Genomic DNA, 20,008 nt, shown 5'->3' with positions numbered 1-20,008 from the left:
GTTTCGAACCGGTTTGGCTTACTCTACAAACATGGTGGCCGGGCATTCAAGATAGCCGCGCACCACTTGCACGAACTCCGCGGCATGCAGGCCGTCGACCACGCGATGATCGAATGAGGAAGACAGATTCATCATTTTTCTTGCGACCACCGCTCCGCCAAGAATGACCGGCCGTTCGACGATGCGGTTAATGCCCACTATAGCCACTTCCGGATGATTGATCACCGGGGTGGACACAATGCCGCCCAAGGCACCCAGGCTGGTGATGGTGATGGTTGAGCCGGAAAGCTCTTCGCGCGAGGCCTTGCCGGCGCGCGCCGCTTCGGCAAGGCGCGAGATTTGCGCGGCGCAGGCCCACAAATCGCATGCTTCGGCATGACGCAACACCGGCACCATCAAGCCATGTTCGGTTTGAGTCGCAACCCCCATATGTACGGCGCCGTAGCGGGTTACGACGCCTTTTTCGTCGTCGAAACGCGCATTGATCTGCGGAAAATCCCGCAAGGCCAGCACCATGGCCCGGATCAGCAAAGGCAGCATGGTAAGGCGGCCACGCTGGCCGCCCCACTTGGCATTGAGCCGCGCCCGCAATGCCTCGGACTCGGTCACATCGACTTCTTCCACATAGGTGAAGTGTGGAATATGACGCTTGGATTCCTGCATTTTTTGCGCAATCTTGCGGCGCAGACCTATGACGGGAACAACGGTTTCATCGTGCCGCCGGCCATAGCGTGGCGCAGTGGCGGTTGAAGCGGCCGGGGTGGCCGCATGGGCATCCAGGTCTTCATGCCGGATGCGGCCGGCCGGACCGCTGCCCCGCACCTCGCTCAGTTCAAGCCCAAGCTCCCTGGCATGCCGGCGCACCGATGGAGAAGCCAGCGGCTTTTCACCCTGAGTCGATACCTGTTCGGCCAAGACCCCAGGCTCCCTTCCCGCCTGCGGCATCGAGGGCGCCGGCGCAGAATCGGCGGGCCGAACCTGGCGTTGCTCTTTTTTCTCGGGCGCATCCGGGCTGGAGCCGCCCTCGCCTTCAAGCTCGATACGTATCAATTCGGCACCCACGGCCAGCACATCGCCGACCGCACCGCCAAGAGCCACCACCGTACCCACCACAGGCGACGGCACCTCGACCGTCGCCTTGTCGGTCATGACTTCGGCCAGCACCTGGTCCTCGGTAACGCTCTCGCCCGGCTGCACATGCCACTCGGCCAGCTCGACCTCTGCAATGCCTTCGCCTATGTCCGGCATTTTTATGATGTGAATAGCCATCATGCCCCCGGGCAACAAGCCGGAATAGACAGGGATGCGAAAATCATGTCAATCCTCCATTGCACGCTTGAAGGCTGCGCCGACTCGCGCCGGCCCGGGAAAATATTCCCACTCTTGCGCATGCGGATAAGGTGTATCCCACCCAGCGACACGCTCGATCGGGGCTTCAAGATGATAGAAACAATGCTCCTGGATCAGCGCAACCAATTCGGCGCCAAAGCCGCTGGTACGCGTGGCCTCGTGCACCACTACGCAACGGCCGGTTTTTTTGACCGAGCTGACGATTGCATTCAGATCCAGCGGCCAGATGCTGCGCAAGTCGATGATCTCGGCATCGATGCCGGTTTCCTGCGCCGCCGCTTCAGATACAAAAACCATGGTGCCGTACGTCAGTACGGTGAGATCGGAACCGTGACGAAAAACCGACGCGGACTCCAGCGGAACCGTGTAGTAGCCTTCCGGCACTTCGCCCAAGGGATGCTTGGACCATGGCACCACAGGCTGGTCGTGATGGCCGTCGAACGGACCGTTGTACAAGCGCTTGGGTTCCAGAAAAATGACTGGATCATCGTTTTCGATCGAAGCGATGAGCAGACCTTTGGCATCGTAGGGATTGGACGGCATCACCGTGCGCAGACCGCTGACATGCGTAAACAAGGCCTCCGGGCTCTGGCTATGGGTCTGGCCGCCATATATGCCTCCACCGCAGGGCATGCGTATCGTCAGCGGCGCGGTGAACTCGCCGGCCGAGCGGTAGCGCAGCCGCGCCGCCTCGGAGACGATTTGATCGGAGGCGGGATAAAAGTAATCGGCAAATTGAATCTCCACGACCGGACGCAGCCCATAGGCTCCCATGCCCACGGCGGCTCCGACTATCCCGCCTTCGGAGATCGGGGCATCGAATACGCGCGACTTGCCATACTTGGCCTGCAAGCCTTCAGTACAGCGAAACACGCCGCCGAAATAGCCGACATCCTGGCCGAAGACAACCACGTTGCTGTCGCGCTCGAGCATGACATCCATGGCGGAACGCAAGGCCTGGATCATGGTCATGGGCCGTGTGGGTAGATTGCTGTTCTCTGCCATGATCACCCCTGAAGCTGCTGGCGCTGCAAACGCAAATGCTCCGGCATGTCTTTATAGACATCCTCGAACATCGTCGCGGCACTGAAGGTGTGGCCGGTGGCCAAGGAACCGTAGCGCTCCGCTTCTTTCTGAGCGGCAATCACCAGCGCTTCCAATTCTTTTTGCGTCGCTTCGTGTTCTTTGTCGGACCAGGCATTGATGTTGATGAGATGCCGCTTGAGCCTGGGGATTGGGTCGCCCAGCGGAAACTGGGCCCAATCGTCAGCCGGACGATACTTGGACGGGTCGTCCGATGTTGAGTGCGGGCCGCCCCGGTAGCTTACCCATTCGATCAGGGTAGGTCCGAGATTGCTGCGGGCGCGCTCGATAGCCCATTGCGACGCGGCATACACCGCCAGAAAATCATTGCCGTCGACACGCAGGGAAGCAATGCCGCAACCGACTCCCCGCGCAGCGAACGTAGTGCTTTCACCACCGGCCAAGGCCTGGAAGGTGGAAATAGCCCACTGGTTATTGACAACGTTGAGGATGACCGGCGCACGATAAACATGCGCGAACGTCAGGGCGGTATGAAAATCGGCCTCGGCCGTAGCGCCGTCGCCTATCCAGCCGGAAGCGATTTTGGTGTCGCCCTTGATGGCCGAGGCCATGCCCCACCCTACCGCCTGGATGAACTGCGTGGCCAGATTTCCGGAAACGGAAAAAAAACCCGCCTTGCGCACGGAGTACAGCACCGGAAGTTGCCTGCCCTTGAGCGGATCGCGTTCGTTCGACAACAACTGGCAGATCAGGTCGACCAGGGGAACATCGCGCACCATCAACAGGCTTTGCTGGCGATACGATGGGAAGCACATATCGCCTTCGGAGAGCGCCATGCCATGAGCGGTGCCTATCGCCTCTTCACCCAGGCACTGCATGTAGAAGGATAATTTTTTCTGCCGCTGCGCAATCAGCATGCGGGCATCGAAAATGCGCGTTTTCATCATGGCCCGCATCCCGGCGCGCAGCTGTTGCGGATCGAGATCGGGCGCCCAGGGGCCGACGGCATTGCCATCGTCGTCGAGCACCCGCACCAGCGCATAGGCCAGATCGCCGGTTTCGACAGGCGCCACATCGATGGGGGGGCGGCGCACCTCGCCGGCGGCGGACAGGTGTAGATACGAAAAGTCGGTTTTGTGCCCCGGACGCCCAGTGGGCTCCGGCACATGTAGCCGCAGGGGTGATGTGTGTCTCATTGCTTTTTGCTCGCTTTCGAAGAATCTTGTGAACGCTTCGCTGTCGAAAATATCTTATGGATAGTTAAGCAATCATCGCGCATCCTGGAAAAATCCGCAAGGCTGCCTGCTCGGGAGGAAAAATGGGCAGCCTACAAAAACCGGCAAATGCGGGCCATGCCTGCCCATTTGCGCAAGGCTGTGTCGAGCCTCATCAGCGGCCCTGCCAATAGCGGCGATATCGTTGGCGCGTGCTGTCGACCTGCAGGCCTGAACTGCGCGACCGGGCCAAAATGGCGCCTTGCAGATCGGTGCGCCAAAACCGGGCTCCCGCGTCCTGCCAGCGCCGCTGAACCTCAGGACTGGGATGCCCGTAGCGATTCCACAAACCGGCCTGGACCAGCACATGCCCAGCCTGCACACGGCTTACGAAACCTGGACTCGATGAATACCGGGACCCATGGTGCGCCGCCATCACGACATCGACCCGCCCCAGGCCGCGGTCCAGCAGGGACGCTTCTTGCGCATGCCCGATATCGCTGGTGAGCAGCAGCGAATGGTGACGGCCGCGAATCAGCAGGACACAGGCCTGGTCGTTGCGCCTGGCGGACGGATCCGGCCGGCTTGATTTGAGCGGCCACAAAAATTGAAATTCGACCTCATCGGTCGACCACGCTCCGCCCCGCTCGCAGGACGACATGGCCAGCGGCAGCCGCGGCATCTCTTGCGGTTTGCCAAGCAGGCCCGCCTCGCGCCGCAGATAGGCGGACAAATCGAAAGAACTGTAAGACTGCCCCACAGGAACCGACTCAAGCACGCTGCGAACGCCTCCGGCGTGATCGATATCGGCGTGCGATATCACCATCACGTCAAGCTTCTTGATTCCCGCGGACTGCATAAATGGCCACACCGTGCGGGCGCCTTCATCCGAAGCGGCGCTCGTGCGCAAACCGGTATCGAATAACAGTGCGTGACGCGCAGTCTGGACCACGATGGCGCTGGACTGCCCGACATCCAGCGCGAACAAGTCCCACCCCCCTTGCGGCGGCCGCTCCGGACGCCAGCACAAAGCAGGCAACATAAGCAGCCAGGCGCAACGGCGGGCAGGAAAGCCATAAGGCATGACAGCCAGGAGCAAGCCACACAATGCCAAAGCCATAAGCCACCATGGCGCTTCGGCCACATCGAAACTGGCCGGCCCGAGCTCGGCGAGCCAGACCGTCGGCCCCATCATCAGGTCAAGGCTGGCATGACCGAGCCACGCCAGGCTTGCGGCCAGCCACTCAAGGCCAGGCACGAAAGCAGCGGCCGCCAGCAACAGGGACAAGGGAGTCACCACCAGGCTGATGACAGGAATCGCATAGGTATTCGCCAATGGAGAAACTATGGAAATCTGATGGAAAATCAGGGCCAGAAACGGCATCAAGGCTACGGTAATCGCCAGTTGCAGACGGCTGGCGGAATGCAGGAAACTGAGCATGCGGCGCGTACGGGTCATTGCGGCCGCGCGCAGGCGCTGTCCCGCCCAGGACGAACTGGCCATCAGCACATAAACGGCGCCGAACGACAGCCAGAACCCGCTGGCGAACAAAGCCCACGGATCCAGCATAACTACCGCAAAGACCACCATGCATAACAGCCTCGAACTGTTCAGGGGCAAGCGCACCACATGCGCCACTGCCACCACCGCCAGCATCAGGAATGTGCGCCGCGCAGGAACCCCCCAGCCGGCCAGCAGGCAATAAAGCCACGCTACCCACAAAGCCGCAATAGCCGCGGCAATCTGGGCCGGCATGCGTTCCGCCAGTGCCCGGCCGCGAAACCGCAATCGGCGCCAGATCCACAGCATTGCCATCCCGCCCAGGGCCGCAATCATGGTGATATGCGAACCACTGATCGATACCAGATGAGTAATTCCGGTGCGATTGAAAACCTGCCAATCCCCAGCGCCGACACTGGCCTGGTCGCCTATGGCCAGTGCCAGCAGCACGGCGCCATAGCGCATGCCATCGAGATGGGGCCGCATAGCTTCACGCACGTAGTGGCGGGCTCTTTGCGCAACAATGGACAAACTCGCCCAGGCCTGGTCGCCCAGATACTGCGGCGTGCCACGCACGCTGCCCGTTGCCCGCAGCCCCTGCGCAAACATATAGGCTTCAAAATCGAAGGCATGGGGGTTGCGGGCGCCGTGGGGCTTTTTCAGCGTGAGCGCCATGCGCCAGATCTGGCCGGGGATCAGGTCCGGAAAATCGGCCGGCTCTTGGCCAAAGCGCCCATACGGTCCGGTTTTCCCCGGAGCCACCCAGGAAACAAAAATCCTCGACGGCACACCCGCCGGCTGCGATGAAATGACCTCGGCCTCAAAATGGCGACTATCCGGATTCAGCTTGACCAGGCTGGCCACGCGCAGCACCACCCGCGATACGCGATTTTCGTTTCCCTGGCTCAATTCGTCTGCCAGCCGATATTCAATCCTGGCGGCGGCCAGCACCAGGCCCAATACTGCCGCCCACAGCGGCCACAAAACCTGCCACGGACGGCTGGTTTTCAGTATCGGCAAGGACACAAGCACGGCAGCCAACACCACGCCCGCCCAGATGGCGTAACCCGGCATGGCGGCAAGGCACTGTACCGCAGCGGTTGCCAGCACTACAGCCAGCAGGCATAAACGCCCAGTCACGTTTCGCACTCCCAAAACGGGAAAGCGTAGCGGCGGCGGTTCGACAAAACCGCCGCACGGCGACATATTCGAGATAGTGGATACTACCTGGACTGCGGGTTCCGGCAGTCCGTGAGGCTCAGGCTTGCAGCAATTGCTCGAAAATATCGGCGGACCCCATTTGTCCGCCCTTGAGCATCAGCTCCATGCCGTTCAGCACCGGATCATCGCTATGCGCTCGGCACAAGGCAACCCCCGGGCTCAGTACGCGAACAAAAGACAATGCCCATATGTCCAGTGCCTTGGCCGCGCGGCTGGAGGTGTCGCCTCCGGCAACACCCAACCGCAGCAAGGGCCGCGGCCCGGCGGCCTGCCGCTCTACAACCCGCTTGACCAGTTCGGCGGTTACCAGCGCCAGATCGTCGGAGCACACGTCTGGAGTGCGCGGCCCACCGGCTTCCACGTAGGCCAGTACATGGCTGCCCGCGTCGAGCAGCCCGGCGATCGACTCAATCTGCCTGGCAAGATAGGACGGGTCGGAGATCAACTGCCGGCTGCCTAGCGGCAGACGCCGATAAGAGCCCGCCTGTTCCACCTGCCTGGCCGTAACCGGCGACATGCTGCCTGCAAAAACAAATACGGCGCCAGGGTCTTTACGCCCGGCGGGCGGCGCGGCGGGCTCAATGCCAGGCCCCCAGTGAGCGGCCAGCGCCTGCACGACGCTGCTTGGGCCGGCGACCAGCAATGACCCTTGCCGTGCCTGCCGCCAAATCTGCCGGCCCAAGGGTCCCAGGTGCGATCTGTCGGCTATGTCGAACAGCACTGCGGCTGGACCGGCTCCTTTCAAATCCTGCAGCGTTGCGTCGACCTGGCCATCGAACTCATCCTCAGGCAAGCCATAACTGGGGTAATGCACGGCCTCGATCGGCGCCGCCCATTGCTGTCCCAGGTGGAGGCGCAAATCGGCCTCACCCATGGGCGTAACAGGGTGCTGCGTCATGGTGGGATGGCGATCCAGCCGGCAGACCTTGCCGCCTGCGCCGGCCGCGGCAAATAAATTGCTGAAACAGCAATAACGGCCTATGTCAGGCTGCCCTCCCACGACATAGGCGGTGTCACGATCGACGTAAGCATCAAGAATGGACAGCGCCGCGCCAATGCTGCCGATCTTTGGCGAGCTGTCAAAAGTGGAACAGCATTTGTAATGCAATACCGAAACTTGCAGCGTTTTGAAAAACGCTCCGATGCGAGGCAGCTCTTGCCGCATTGCCTGCGGACTCATGGTGCGCGCCGACCCGGCTATGCCCAGCGCGTCCAGCCCGCCCATCCGGATCATCTGCCGCGGTTCGGGAATATCCAGGAACAGCGCGCAACGCAGCCCGGCTTGCGCCGCAACCGCCAGCGTATCCGTGGCGCCGGTAAAATCATCGCCGTACCAGCCCAGTCTCATTATCTGGAATGTCCAAAGAACTCAAGCGCCGCCTTCAGCTCCGGCCTGGTCTGGCTATAGTGCTCGAGCGTTGCGCCCTCGCGTCGGGACTCCCAGGCCTGCCGTATGCTGACGACACCCGCGGCCGGCCCGCCCGGGTGGGCGAGAATGCCCCCACCGGACATGAACAGCAAGTCCTCGCTTTTGATGGCCGACCAGGTCGCCGGAACGGTGCCTGCCCATTGGCCCGAGGAAAACACGGGCAAGACACGGTCGTCCTTGTCTGCGGACATGGCGGTATAGCAGTCCGCGGCCGCGCTCACCACCTCTTCATCGCTCTGTGAAAACTTGCCCTGCAGGCCGTGTACGTGCATGTGGTCGATACCGCTCAGGCGCCACAGAGCCTGGTATGCCTGAAACGACATGCCCAGCATGGGATGGCGCGACAAGGCGCCAAAGCCATTTCTGTGCCCGTGCAAGGCCAGCCCGGTGCTTCTCCTGAGGCTTTGCACCGCCGAATAGCCGCACCAGTTCAGGCTGGCCATCACGCAACTGCCGCCCTCTCGTTCCACCAGCTCGGCATGGCGCCTCATGGCGTCGGTTTCGTCGCTGATATTGAAAGCCATCATGACATGCTTGCCGCTGCGCTCGGCATGTTCCCGGATAACGGACATGACAGCCGGCACACGCTCCGCCAAAGGCGCGTGCCGCGGATTGGCGCAAACTTCGTCGTCCTTGACAAAGTCCACACCGGCTTCGCACAGAACCTTGACCAATTCGGCAGTCTGCTTGGCGGACAAGCCCACATTGGGTTTGATGATGGTGCCGACGAGGCAGCCCGACGCGACGCCGATTCTGGCGCGTGTCCCTTGAATGCCAAGTGCGGGCAAATCATAGAGCATCCGATACCGGGATGGAATCGACAAAGACTCCAGCCGCAGGCCCGTCAGTTCGCCCAAATCGTACAAATTCCCCGAGACAGTGGCAGCCAGTGTCGGCAAATTGACGTCTATATTTTCAATCGGAAACGACACGTCCACTTTGGCCCGGTGCCAGGGCCCGCCTATGCCGCGTTTTTGCAAATAGGCATTGGGCAGGCTTGGCTCATCGCCCGGCGACAGCGCCTCGATTGACTCTACCGTTGCCCTGGCGCGCTCGCGCAATTCATCGGTTTCACCCGCCACCCGGGCAAATGTGCCGCACGATTGTTCTCCCGCCATGACCTCGGCAACCTTTTCGGGAGGGAACGGTGTTTCTATCAGATAACTGGCCAGGATGCGCTCGGCGTTCATGACATCTCATTCATATAGCTGGGAAAGGTCCTGCTCACAGTGTGTTCAGATCGGGGAAATCGCGGATCGGGTCCTGCCCGTTCCAGCCCACCGATGAATTTCTGATCAGGTCAAACAGCTTGCCCTTGGGGCCGGCCACTTCCGATAATTCGATGACCGTGCCCGGATGAAACTCGGTATCGAAATAAATGAACCGGCCACGCTCTCCGACCTCGCCGCTCATTTTCGGTGTAAAGCCCTGCGCGACCAGACCCTGCAGATCGGCATCGTAATCTTCGGTCCAGTAAGCCACATGCTGCAAACCCGTATTGCCCGCCTGCAGAAAATCCCGGTACATGGATGGTACGTCGTTGCGCACCTGAATCAACTCGACCTGCACAAAACCGGAATTGGCCAGTGCCACCGAGTTATGCGGTTCGTACTGCTTGCCATCGTAGCGATAGTTGACGATGGGCACCTTGGGGTTGTAGTACCAGGGCCCGACCCCCAGGGTGCGGCTCCAATGCTCCATGGCTTGTTCGATGTCCCGAACGACATAGCCCAGTTGACGGATTTCTCCAAAAAAACGGCTCATAATTTTTCCTGATACACACTACAGTTCATGCCGGAAAACCCGGCGTGCTATTTAAGAAATCCGATCGACACCCACGGAACAGCGGCCACCACCAGCAAGCCCAGCAAAAGCGCAACGATATAGCCCCAGATGTGGCGTATGCCTTCGCTGGGATCGACGCGGCTGATTGCACAGGCGCCGTAGTACCCCACCCCGAAAGGAGGAGAGAACAGGCCTATGCCCATGGAAAAAATAACGACCATCGAGTAATGAACTTCGTGTATGCCCATCTGCTTGGCAACAGGAAACAGCAAAGGCCCGAACAGGACGATCGCCGGGATCCCTTCCAGGACGCTGCCCAGGATAATGAATGTGACGACCGATATGGCCAGGAAGCCATAGGCCCCGCCCGGCACCCGCGACATGAAGTGCGCCAGATCGCTGGAAAAACCCGACTGCGTCAGCGCCCATGCCATGGCTGTGGCACAGCCTATGATCAGCATGATGGCGCCGGCAAGTGATGAAGTCTCCACCAGGATCGGCACTATCCGCTTCCAGGCGAATTGCCGATAGATCAACAGGCCGACGAAAATCGTGTACACGATGCCTATGGTCGAAACCTCGGTGGCCGTGGCAACCCCCTCGACCACCGATGCCCGAATGACAAAGGGCAGGCATATGGCAGGCAAGGCTATCAGCATCAATCGGCCGATTTCCTTTTTGCCTACACGGCTGACCTGGCTGAGGTCCTCCCTGCGATAGCGCCACCAGACAACGCTGCACAAGGCAATGCCCAGCACCACGGCCGGAAGAATGCCGCCGGTAAACAAGGCCGCGATGGAAACTCCCGTCACCGAACCTATCGTGATCAGCACGATGGACGGCGGAATGGTTTCGGTCTGCGCGCCGGTCGCCGCCAGCAAGGCGATCAATTCCCCTGGCTTGGCGCCGCGCTTTTGCATTTCCGGAAACAACACGGGAGTAATAGCGGCCATATCGGCAATTTTCGAGCCCGATATGCCCGATACCAGATACATGGCTCCGATCAATACATACGACAGCCCGCCGCGCACGTGTCCCAACAGGCTGGCCAGGAACTGGATCATGGCCTTGGCCATGCCGGTCATTTCGATCAGGGCGCCCAGAAATATGAACAAAGGAACGGCCAGCAGGATCAGGTGCGACATGCCTTCGTTCAGACGCCCAACCATCACCACAATGGGCGTCTGGGTCGTCAGTGCAAGGTAGCCGAATGTGGCGAGAGCAAAAGAAAATGCAATCGGTACACCTGAAAATACATTCGCGGCCACCAGCACCACAAAGAAAATGACCAGATTGATATCGCCCAAACCGTTGAACCAGGGCTGGGCAAGCCAAAACGCCAAGGCCAGGACTGCCGTGCACAAGACACTCAGCACGGCAGACTTCCCGTCGCGAGTTCCGATCAGCCGCAACAAGGACACCAGCACCATCAAGACGATGCCTATAGGCAAAGCCGCCGCCCGCCAGGCATTATTGATTTCCAGCGCCGGCGTCACAATGAACGACTCTTCATACGCATAGTCGTAGGCGGGAAAGACGATCAAAAGCAGGAATGCCAGAGAGGCCGTCAATGCGAACATCTCCAGCAATGCCTTGGTGCGCGGCCCAACGCGGTCGATAAAGGCCGTCATGCGCATATGTTCGCTCCTGCGCAAGGCAACCACCGACCCAAGCATGGACAGCCACAGAAAAAGCATGGAAGCCAGCTCGTCGGTCCACACCAGCGGCACGTGCAGCACATAACGCGCCACCACGCCGCTGAACAGGATCACGATTTCGCTTACGAGCAGCAAAGCGCACAACAACTCGACGACAGTGCCTATGCAGACATCCAGCCGTTGCGCGATTTTCCCCGTGCCTGAAGCCGCATCGGGCAATACGACGGTCGATGTATACGCATAAGACATGAGTTTGCCGCCGCTACACCAGTTTACCGACGGCCTGCTCCAGCACGCCCCATGCTTCATTACCGAAGCGGCCCTTCCACTCTTTGTAAAAGCCGGCGCCGCGCAATTTGGCACGGAAACTATCGGAGGCCACTTTGTTGAACTCCAGCCCCTTGGACTGCAAGTCGGCCTGTACGGAATCGTTCAGTTTCTTGATGTCGTCGCGCTGGCGCAGGCCGGCGCCGTTAATTGCCCCGGCAACGATGGCTTTCAAATCTGTGGGCAGGCGGTCCCAGGCACGGCCATTGGCAATAAACCAGAACCCATCCCAGATGTGATTGGTCAGTGAACAATACTTCTGGACTTCATACAATTTGGCGACCTGGATGATCGGCAGCGGGTTTTCCTGGGCATCGACGATCTTGGTCTGCAGGGAAGAATAAACTTCGCTGAACTGCAAGCTGGTTGGCGCGGCTCCCAGGCCTTTGAACATCGATATGGACAAGGGGCTGACCGGCACCCTGATTTTCAAGTCGGCCATATCGGCTGCCGACTTGATGGGAGCCTTGCTGCTGGTGGTCTGCCGGAAACCGTTATCCCACATTTTCTCGAATGCATGCAAACCAATTTTGCTGATGGACGAACGGACATAGGACCCCACTTTGCCGTCCATGGCACTCCAGACCTGCCCGTAATCCGAAAAGGCAAAACCCACCGCATTGATCGCGGCCACCGGCACCAAGGTGGCAATCACCAGCGATGAAGGTGTAAAGAACTGTATGCCCCCGGAACGAACCTGAGCCAGCATATCGGTATCGCCACCCAGTTGATTATTGGGGAAAATCTTGATTTCCACACGGCCCTTGGACTTGTCCTTGATTTCATTGGCCGCTTCCTGGGCCCTTACATTCAGCGGATGAGCCAGCGGAAGGTTATTACCGTACTTATAGGAAAATTCGGCTGCCCGCGCGACCATGGGCAACGCGCTGACCACACCCGCGAAAGGCAGCACGGCCGCGGCTTTCAACATACTGCGTCGAGTATATTTTTGCATTGTTGTCTCCTGATTAAATTTGATGCTATTTGATTAATAAAAATATCTAATTTTGTGAAACGATATAGTGTTAAGATAAACCAGTCAAACAAATTTAATGATCGTTTTTGATGTATGAGCAAGCTTCCTCCCGAACCATTCCATCATGGCCGCGCCACGGTTCTTGACATCGCCGCCGCGGCCAAAGTATCAACGGCGACTGTCGATCGCGTACTGAATCGCCGGCCCGGCGTGCGGGATGCAACCGCGCAAAAAGTGCTCAGGGCCGCGGCCGAACTCGATTACCTGCCGGAAAACGAACTCTATGCAGCCCTGGCCCCAAGCCCCATGCGCATTTCCTTTCTGCTGCCCAAGGGAACCAATCGCTTCATCAACATGTTGGGCGACACCGTGCACTATTCCCAGGAAAGCTGGGCGCCGTACAACGTAAAAGCCCGTGTCGAATACATAGAGGGGTTCAATCCCAAACTGCTGGCCGCCAGCCTGATGCGCCAGGCCGAACGCGCCGATGGCGTGGCCTTCATGGCCATCGAACACCCGCTGATTCGCGACGCCGTGAACTTTCTGACGGAAAAAGGCGTGCATGTCATCACGCTCATTTCCGACATTTCCAACTCGGGACGCGCTGCCTACATAGGGCTGGAAAACCGGTCGGCGGGCCGCACGGCCGCCTATCTGATTGCCCGGTTTATCGGGCCGCACCCGGCAAAGGTCGCCATGATCGCGGGAAGCCTGAGCTACCGCGCCCACGAGGAGCGCGAAATGGGCTTTTTGTATCTCTTCAAGGAATTATTTCCAGGCATCGAAGTAGCGGGACTACGCGAAGGCCAGGACAACGCAGAAGAAAACTATCGCCTGACTCGCCAGCTGTTGAAGCAATCCCCCGATCTGGCCGGCATCTACAATATAGGCGGCGCCTCGGACGGCGTTGCCCGGGCCCTGAAAGAAACCGGCCTCGAGCACAAAATCGTGTTTATCGGCCACGGCCTGACCCCCGACACGCGCGCCCTGCTTATCGACGGCACCATGGACGCGGTGATTACCCAAAACCCTCAATCGGCCACTATGAGTTGTGTGCGGATTTTTGCCAACCTGCGCGACCATCGCGGCGTCATGAGCGGCGTAGACCCGGTTCAAAGCCAGATCATCTTCCGCGAAAACCTGCCCTGATCAAGGGGGTGCGGGCGAACACAAGGAGTCTCCCGGCTGAGCGCATGAAAGGGCCGTTCCCGGCTGGGCACATAAAAGGACCATTCCACCTGAACACATGGCCTATCCCGGACGTCCTATAATAAATGCTCAACCAGCTTGACGCGGTATCTATCACGCAAGCCATCATTTCGTCACGCACGATAAACCACTTGTCCATGGTTCTTCAGATCGATCAACGCCACCAGGCCGATCAGTCTGCCGTGCAGGATTTTTTCGGGAAGTCTGTCATGTCCTTAAGCAAGCTGTTCACAATTGGCGCCATCGCCCTGCTCGCCTGCGGCTCCGTCCACGCGCAGGAATACAAGGCGGGCGGGCTCCAGATTGAACACCCCTGGGCCCGGGCCAGCGCTCCGCAACAAAGCATGGGCGCGGGCTATATGCTGATAAAAAATACCGGCAATGCCGACGACAGGCTGTTGTCGATTTCCAGCAACGCCGCCAACATGACCGAGGTTCACCAGGTCACCAGCGAAAACAATATGGTGAAAATGGGCCCTGTCGACAGCCTGCCCATCCCCAAGGGAAAAACCGTGCAGCTCGCACCCAACGGCTATCACGTCATGTTCATGAATATCAAGGCGCCTTTCAAACAAGGCGAGAAAATTCCCGCCACCCTGACCTTCGAAAAAGCCGGCAAGGTGCAGATCGAATTCCAGGTGGAGCCCTTGACCTATCAGCCCGGCCAGGCGCACGGCGAGCCTATGCATATGAATATGGATACGATGCATCACCAGCACGCGAAATAAAGCCGCCCCGGCAATATGCGGCAAATCCGTCTCAGATCGCGCCGGGATCAGCCAGGCGCGGCAGCACGCGTCGAGCGTTGAGCGCCGTGGCATTGGCAATAGAATCGCCTTCTTGACGACGCAAGTCGGCAAGCACCAAGGCAATACGGGCAACTTCGGCCGGTTCGTTGCGCGGGCGTGCCTGGCCGGGCCCGCCCAGCCAGGCCGGCGCAATATCGGGAGCATCGGTCTCCAGTACCAGCGCTTCCAGCGGTAATTGCTGCGCCAGGCGCCGTATCTGCAACGCCCGGGTAAACGTCATGGCACCGCCCATCCCCAGCGCAAAGCCCAGGTCGACGAACTGTTTCGCTTGTTGGAAACTGCCGTTGAAAGCATGCGCAATGCCGCCTGTGCAAGGCCGTCGACGCAAATGTTTCAGCAAGGTGTCCTGCGAGCGGCGCACATGCAGCAAAACCGGCAAGCCGTAACGCCGCGCCAGATCAAGCTGGGCAGCGTAAAACGCTTCCTGTTTCAGGCGCAGCGGGGGGGTCGTGAGTTCCGGTACGAAAAAATCCAGGCCAATCTCGCCTATGGCCACAAATCGGGAATCGTCCAAAGCCGCCTGTATCCGCGACTCGAGCTCCGTCAAATCGGAATCCTGCGCTTGCGGCACATACATGGGATGGATACCCAGGGCGTAGGCTCCGCCGGCAAAAGAATGGGCCAGGTGGCGCACGGCTTCAAAATTCGCGCGTTCCACGGCCGGAATAACAATCGCACCCACACCTGCACTGACCGCTCGATCTATGACGGCCGCGCGATCGGCGGCAAATTCGGAGGCATCGAGATGACAATGAGTATCTATCAGCACAGCCCATTCCTTGAAACCTCGGCCCGCCGCGCACTTGCCGGCCGAGTACGGCTAATCGGGTATATCCTCATCGGCCAAGCGGCCTTTATTCATGAAAAGCTGCCGGTGCGCCAGAGCCGCCAAAGCCGGGTCATGGGTCACGATGGTCAGGGCCGTGCCAAACTCCTGGTTGACGCGCACCAGCAGCTCGAACATGCTCTCCGCGGTATAACGATCCAGGTTGCCGGTAGGCTCGTCCGCCAATATGCAGCTTGGCCGCGTCACGAGCGCGCGCGCCAAGGCAACGCGCTGCCGCTCTCCACCCGACAACTGCCCCGGAAAATGATGAATGCGTTCTGCCAGGCCTACCTGCTCCAACACACTGGCCGCCTGCTCCCGCGCGGCACCGCGGGCATCGCGCCTTACGATCAGGGGCATGGCAACATTATCCAATGCCGAAAATTCAGACAACAGGTGATGGAACTGATACACGAAACCCAGGCTGCGGTTGCGCAACTTGCTGCGCTGGGCTTCAGTCAGGCCCTTGGCCGATGCGCCATTGACAAATACCGAGCCTGAGGTCGGTTCGTCGAGCAGGCCCAGAGTATGCAGCAGAGTGCTTTTGCCCGAGCCCGATGCTCCCACAATGGCCACGAATTCGTTTTGCGCCACATGCAGGCTGACATCGCGCAGCACTTCAACCTTGGAGCTGCCGTCATCGTAGGTCTTCACCAAATTCTTGGCTGTCAGGACGTGGGTAAGGGAAATATCAGTCATGGCGCAGCACCTGTGCGGGTTGCAGGCTGGCCGCACGCCAGCTGGGGTATAAGGTAGCCAGCAAGGAAAGTATCAGGGAAGTGACGGCGATCGTCACGATATCGGACATCTGGGGGCTGGACGGCAGCTCACTGATGAAATAGATCTGTTGCGGCAAAAAGTGCACTCCCAGCAAACGCTCGATAAAAGGCACGATCACGCCGATGTTATAGGCAATCAGCATGCCGAAGCCCACGCCCAGCGCCGTTCCTACGATACCGATCAGTGAGCCCTGGACCAGGAAGATTTTGGCAATTTCACGCGGACTGGCTCCCAGGGTGCGCAAAATCGCAATGTCGGACTGCTTGTCCTTCACGGCCATGACCAGGGAAGACAGCAGATTGAAGGCCGCCACAGCCACGATCAGCGCCAGAATCAGAAACATCATGCGCTTTTCGGTCTGGACGGCGGCAAACCAGGTGCGATTGTTCTGGGTCCAGTCGCTGGCCTGCACCGCCGGCGGCAATATCTGCATCAATTCATGCGCCACCTGAGGCGCCTTTTGCATATCGGCAATGCGCAAGCGTACGCCGCTCGTGCCGCTGTCGCGGAATACCTTGGACGCATCTTCATAGTTGATGAACGCCAGGGATGCATCGTATTCGTAATAGCCCGAGGAAAAAATACCGGTCACGGTAAATTGCCGCATGCGGGGAGCAAAGCCGGCTGGTGAAATCGAGCCCTGGGGAGCCAGCACCAATACAGTATCGCCCCGCTTGACCCCCAGGGTACCGGCGATCTGGTTGCCCAGCACAATTGAAAAGCTGCCGGGCTGCAGAGTATCGATATTGCCGTCGATCATCTGTCCGCCCACATCGGAGACCGCCGCCTCGAGCTTGGGGTCGATTCCGCGGATTTGTACCCCGCTCAAAGCCTCGCCGCGCACCACCATGGCTTGCGCGGCGACAAACGGCGCGGCCCCTACGACTTCCTTGTTCTTCCTGGCGTCCTGGGCAATTTCCTGCCAATGCTGCAGAACCTGCTCCGGCGCCATGCGCGGCACATAGAGTTCTATATGCGGCAGGACCGACAACATGCGATCCCGCACCTGGGTCTGGAAACCGTTCATGACCGACAGCACGACAATCAGGGCCGCGACTCCCAGGGCAATGCCTGCCATCGAGCTTGCCGCGATGAATGAAACAAATCGATCGCGTCGCCCGCTGCCGCGCCTGGCACGAGCCAGGCCCGCGTAGCGCGCACCTATCCACAATTCATATGAGGTCTTCAATCAGTCACCGTTTTCACATTAACACTACAATCCAGGAATGCAAATCGTACTCCCTGGCTCCCTGCCCGACCCTCGCGAAGCCCGTGAACTCACCCCGCACATGCTCAAGGCAGCACCTACGCTGGGAGGCTGGCTGCAGCTTGGACTCGCCTCGGCCACTGCGGCCAGCCCCGCTGTGGCCGGCTGTACCCCCTACGAGCGCTGGCAGCTTGCCGCGCGAGGGTTCAAGCCTGGGCGCGGGCAAAATCTTAGCGCAGGTTTAGGCCCTTTATGGGGCGACAAGGTCACCAAACGTGACCAACCCGTCTGGCTGGCGGAACTGGTTCATGTTTCGCCATCGCGTGAAGGAGCCCGTTTGCTGGCCGCGCGTGATTTGTCGATTACGACGGCTGACAGTGTAGCCTTGTTCGACTCAGCACAAGAATTATTCGCGGGATCGACCTTTACCGCGCACCCTCTCGACACAGAACACTGGCGCATCGAAATACATGGCGAATTCGCGCCGGTATGCGCCAGCCCCAGCCTGGTGGCCTTGTCTTCGGTCAACGATTGGTGGCCGCAAGACCGCGAGGCGCGCCCCTGGAGAAAGCTCGTCAATGAACTGCAAATGCAGTGGTTCGAGCATCCCGTCAATCAAGCGCGCGAAACGCGGGGGCTTGCCCCCATCAACAGCCTCTGGCTATTTGGCGGCGCCAGGCCCGATCAACTGGCCGACCCAATCCCTGGAAAGCAGCCACAGGTTCACGATGCCTTGCTTGCCTCCTTCCATGCGCATGACTGGGGCCGCTGGCTGCAAGCCCTGGAAAGGCTTGAAGCAACACTCTTCAAGCCGCTGTTGCGCAAGCAGCCCGAATTGGTGCTGATCGGCAACGACAAATACGTCGAGATCCGCCCCAGTTCATGGCTCGGATTCCTCAAACGCCTGCCCGGCACACGCGACTCGTGGAGAACATGGTGGTCACCCCTAGATTAAGCACCCGGCCGGCTCAGGACCAGGCAGCCCGAACACTCGAAGCGGCGGGCATACATCCTTTGCTCGCGCGGCTCTGGGCCTCCAGAGGGGTCAGGAACGCCACCGAAACCTTGCTGGCCTGGTCTGCCTTGGTGCCGCCCGGGCAACTGACCCAGGGCGAGCATGCCGCCAGGCTGCTGGCCGATGCCATCAGCGACCAAAAGCGATTGCTCATTATTGCCGACTATGATTGCGATGGAGCAACGGCATGCGCGGTGGGCATCCGGGCCTTGCGCAGCATGGGCGCCAAAGTTGACTTCCTGGTCCCCAACCGGTTCGAAACCGGCTACGGGCTTTCACCCGCGGTCGTCGAACTGGCGGTGCGCCATCCCAGCGGCAAGCCCGATATCCTGATTACTGTCGACAACGGCATCGCCAGCGTGGATGGCGTTGCCGCCGCCCGGGCATCAGGCATCGACGTCATCATCACCGACCATCATTTGCCGGGCGACACCCTGCCCGACGCGCTGGCCATCGTCAATCCCAACCAGCCGGGCTGCGGCTTCCCGTCCAAGAACCTGGCTGGCGTGGGCGTCATTTTCTATCTGATGCTGGCCCTGCGCGCCGAATTGCGAACCCGCGGCATCTATGCCGCCAACGCCGGACCCAGGCTCGATGCGCTGGCCGATCTGGTCGCGCTGGGCACCGTAGCCGACGTCGTCAAGCTCGACGCCAATAATCGCCTGCTGGTCACGCAGGGCCTGCAAAAAATGCGCTCCGGCCGCATGCACGCCGGCGTGCGCGCCCTGTTCGCCGTGGCGGCTCGCGAACCGAACCAGGCCAGCGCCTTCGACCTGGGATTCGCCATCGGTCCGCGCATCAATGCGGCCGGACGTCTGGCCGATATGAGTCTGGGTATCAACTGCCTGATTTGCGACGACGAAAGCGAAGCGCTGAGGCTCGCCCGCGAGCTCGACGCCATCAATCACGAGCGGCGCGCCATTGAGACCACCATGCGCGAAGAAGCCCTGGCCACCATGGAGCTTCCTGAAACGGAAATCCGCGCCGGCGTATGCGTTTACGACCCTCAATGGCACCAGGGTGTGGTCGGACTCGTGGCATCGAAGCTCAAAGAAGCCTATTGGCGCCCTACTTTCGCTTTTGCCCGTTCCGCCACCGGCGAACTGCGCGGCTCGGGCCGTTCGATTCCCGATGTGCATCTGCGCGATGTCCTCGACCTGGTATCCAAACGCCATCCCGGCATCATCATCAAATTCGGCGGTCACGCCATGGCCGCCGGGCTGACCTTGCGCGAAGACGCTTACCCGGTTTTTATCGACGGCTTCGATGAAGCCGTCAGAGAGCTTTGCGGCCGCGCTTCCTTCGACCCGTTGATCGAAACCGACGGCTCGCTGGAAACCGGTTATGCCAATGCCGAAGTCGCCGGGCTGCTGCAGCAACAGGTTTGGGGAGCCGGCTTCCCGGCCCCCATCTTTCGCGACACTTTTTACGTGCGCCAGCAGCGCCTGCTGAAAGACAAGCATCTGAAGCTGGCGCTGGAACGCGGCCATCAACACTTCGATGCGATCTGGTTCGGCCACGCCGACATGCTGCCCGAGCACATCGATGTCGCGTACCGCCTGGATCAGAACGTCTGGAATGGCAAGGTGTCGGTGCAACTGATCGTGGAATATGCCTGCGGGGTGGGCGCTGACTCGAGCTCCTGAGCACCCGACAA

General features: G+C 59.9%; 16 protein-coding genes. 4 read left to right on the top strand and 12 right to left on the bottom strand.

Annotated elements, in window-relative coordinates; all coding sequences use genetic code 11:
• Positions 1–18: 18 nt before the first annotated feature.
• From LSG25_RS01405 to LSG25_RS01365, 9 genes are all read right to left on the bottom strand, one after another.
• The gene (locus LSG25_RS01405; protein WP_232744523.1) at positions 19–1,269 is read right to left on the bottom strand and encodes a dihydrolipoamide acetyltransferase family protein; all 1,251 of its coding nucleotides are present in this window, start codon (positions 1,267–1,269) and stop codon (positions 19–21) included.
• A gap of 48 nt (positions 1,270–1,317) precedes the next feature.
• A complete protein-coding gene (locus LSG25_RS01400) occupies positions 1,318–2,355 on the bottom strand; it encodes an alpha-ketoacid dehydrogenase subunit beta (protein ID WP_232742944.1) in 1,038 nt (345 codons plus the stop codon).
• A 2-nt stretch (positions 2,356–2,357) separates the two neighbouring features.
• Entirely contained in the window at positions 2,358–3,590 is a 1,233-nt protein-coding gene (locus tag LSG25_RS01395) for a 3-methyl-2-oxobutanoate dehydrogenase (2-methylpropanoyl-transferring) subunit alpha (RefSeq protein WP_232742943.1), read from the bottom strand.
• Between the two features lie 193 nt (positions 3,591–3,783).
• Positions 3,784–6,249: a DNA internalization-related competence protein ComEC/Rec2 gene (locus LSG25_RS01390; protein WP_232742942.1), complete on the bottom strand. Its 2,466-nt coding sequence runs from the start codon at positions 6,247–6,249 to the stop codon at positions 3,784–3,786.
• A gap of 118 nt (positions 6,250–6,367) precedes the next feature.
• Positions 6,368–7,678: a four-carbon acid sugar kinase family protein gene (locus LSG25_RS01385; RefSeq protein WP_232742941.1), complete on the bottom strand. Its 1,311-nt coding sequence runs from the start codon at positions 7,676–7,678 to the stop codon at positions 6,368–6,370.
• On the bottom strand, positions 7,678–8,949 hold the full coding sequence (locus tag LSG25_RS01380) for a ribulose-bisphosphate carboxylase large subunit family protein (protein WP_232742940.1): 1,272 nt from the start codon (positions 8,947–8,949) through the stop codon (positions 7,678–7,680). Before LSG25_RS01380 ends, LSG25_RS01385 begins: the two co-directional genes overlap by 1 nt.
• A gap of 34 nt (positions 8,950–8,983) precedes the next feature.
• Positions 8,984–9,523 (bottom strand): VOC family protein, encoded by a 540-nt coding sequence (locus LSG25_RS01375; protein WP_232742939.1) that lies wholly within the window; start codon positions 9,521–9,523, stop codon positions 8,984–8,986.
• A 47-nt stretch (positions 9,524–9,570) separates the two neighbouring features.
• On the bottom strand, positions 9,571–11,451 hold the full coding sequence (locus LSG25_RS01370; protein WP_232742938.1) for a TRAP transporter large permease subunit: 1,881 nt from the start codon (positions 11,449–11,451) through the stop codon (positions 9,571–9,573).
• Positions 11,452–11,464: 13 nt separating this feature from the next.
• Positions 11,465–12,484 (bottom strand): TRAP transporter substrate-binding protein, encoded by a 1,020-nt coding sequence (locus LSG25_RS01365; protein WP_232742937.1) that lies wholly within the window; start codon positions 12,482–12,484, stop codon positions 11,465–11,467.
• Between the two features lie 114 nt (positions 12,485–12,598).
• Here LSG25_RS01365 and LSG25_RS01360 point away from each other — a divergent pair, with 114 nt between their 5' ends.
• Both LSG25_RS01360 and LSG25_RS01355 read left to right on the top strand, forming a co-directional pair.
• Positions 12,599–13,654, top strand: coding sequence for a LacI family DNA-binding transcriptional regulator (locus LSG25_RS01360; protein ID WP_232742936.1), 1,056 nt, complete (start codon positions 12,599–12,601; stop codon positions 13,652–13,654).
• A 125-nt stretch (positions 13,655–13,779) separates the two neighbouring features.
• Entirely contained in the window at positions 13,780–14,442 is a 663-nt protein-coding gene (locus LSG25_RS01355) for a copper chaperone PCu(A)C (protein ID WP_232742935.1), read from the top strand.
• A gap of 31 nt (positions 14,443–14,473) precedes the next feature.
• Here LSG25_RS01355 and LSG25_RS01350 read toward each other — a convergent pair whose 3' ends face one another.
• From LSG25_RS01350 to LSG25_RS01340, 3 genes are read right to left on the bottom strand one after another with little or no spacing between them, the layout of a single operon-like run.
• Positions 14,474–15,292 carry a TatD family hydrolase gene (locus LSG25_RS01350; RefSeq protein ID WP_232742934.1) on the bottom strand — a complete coding sequence of 273 codons (819 nt, stop codon included), beginning with the start codon at positions 15,290–15,292 and terminating at the stop codon, positions 14,474–14,476.
• A gap of 51 nt (positions 15,293–15,343) precedes the next feature.
• The gene (locus LSG25_RS01345; protein WP_232742933.1) at positions 15,344–16,048 is read right to left on the bottom strand and encodes an ABC transporter ATP-binding protein; all 705 of its coding nucleotides are present in this window, start codon (positions 16,046–16,048) and stop codon (positions 15,344–15,346) included.
• Positions 16,041–17,273, bottom strand: coding sequence for a lipoprotein-releasing ABC transporter permease subunit (locus tag LSG25_RS01340; RefSeq protein WP_232744522.1), 1,233 nt, complete (start codon positions 17,271–17,273; stop codon positions 16,041–16,043). Before LSG25_RS01340 ends, LSG25_RS01345 begins: the two co-directional genes overlap by 8 nt.
• A gap of 82 nt (positions 17,274–17,355) precedes the next feature.
• On the opposite strand from LSG25_RS01340, the gene LSG25_RS01335 reads away from it, so the two are divergent.
• Together LSG25_RS01335 and recJ are read left to right on the top strand one after the other, a co-directional pair.
• Positions 17,356–18,291, top strand: coding sequence for a hypothetical protein (locus LSG25_RS01335; protein WP_232742932.1), 936 nt, complete (start codon positions 17,356–17,358; stop codon positions 18,289–18,291).
• Entirely contained in the window at positions 18,273–19,997 is a 1,725-nt protein-coding gene (gene recJ / locus LSG25_RS01330; RefSeq protein WP_232744521.1) for a single-stranded-DNA-specific exonuclease RecJ, read from the top strand. Before LSG25_RS01335 ends, recJ begins: the two co-directional genes overlap by 19 nt.
• Positions 19,998–20,008: the final 11 nt, after the last annotated feature.

Source organism: Paralcaligenes sp. KSB-10 (assembly GCF_021266465.1).
GTDB lineage: Bacteria > Pseudomonadota > Gammaproteobacteria > Burkholderiales > Burkholderiaceae_B.
This window is presented reverse-complemented; position numbering and strand designations above follow the sequence as displayed.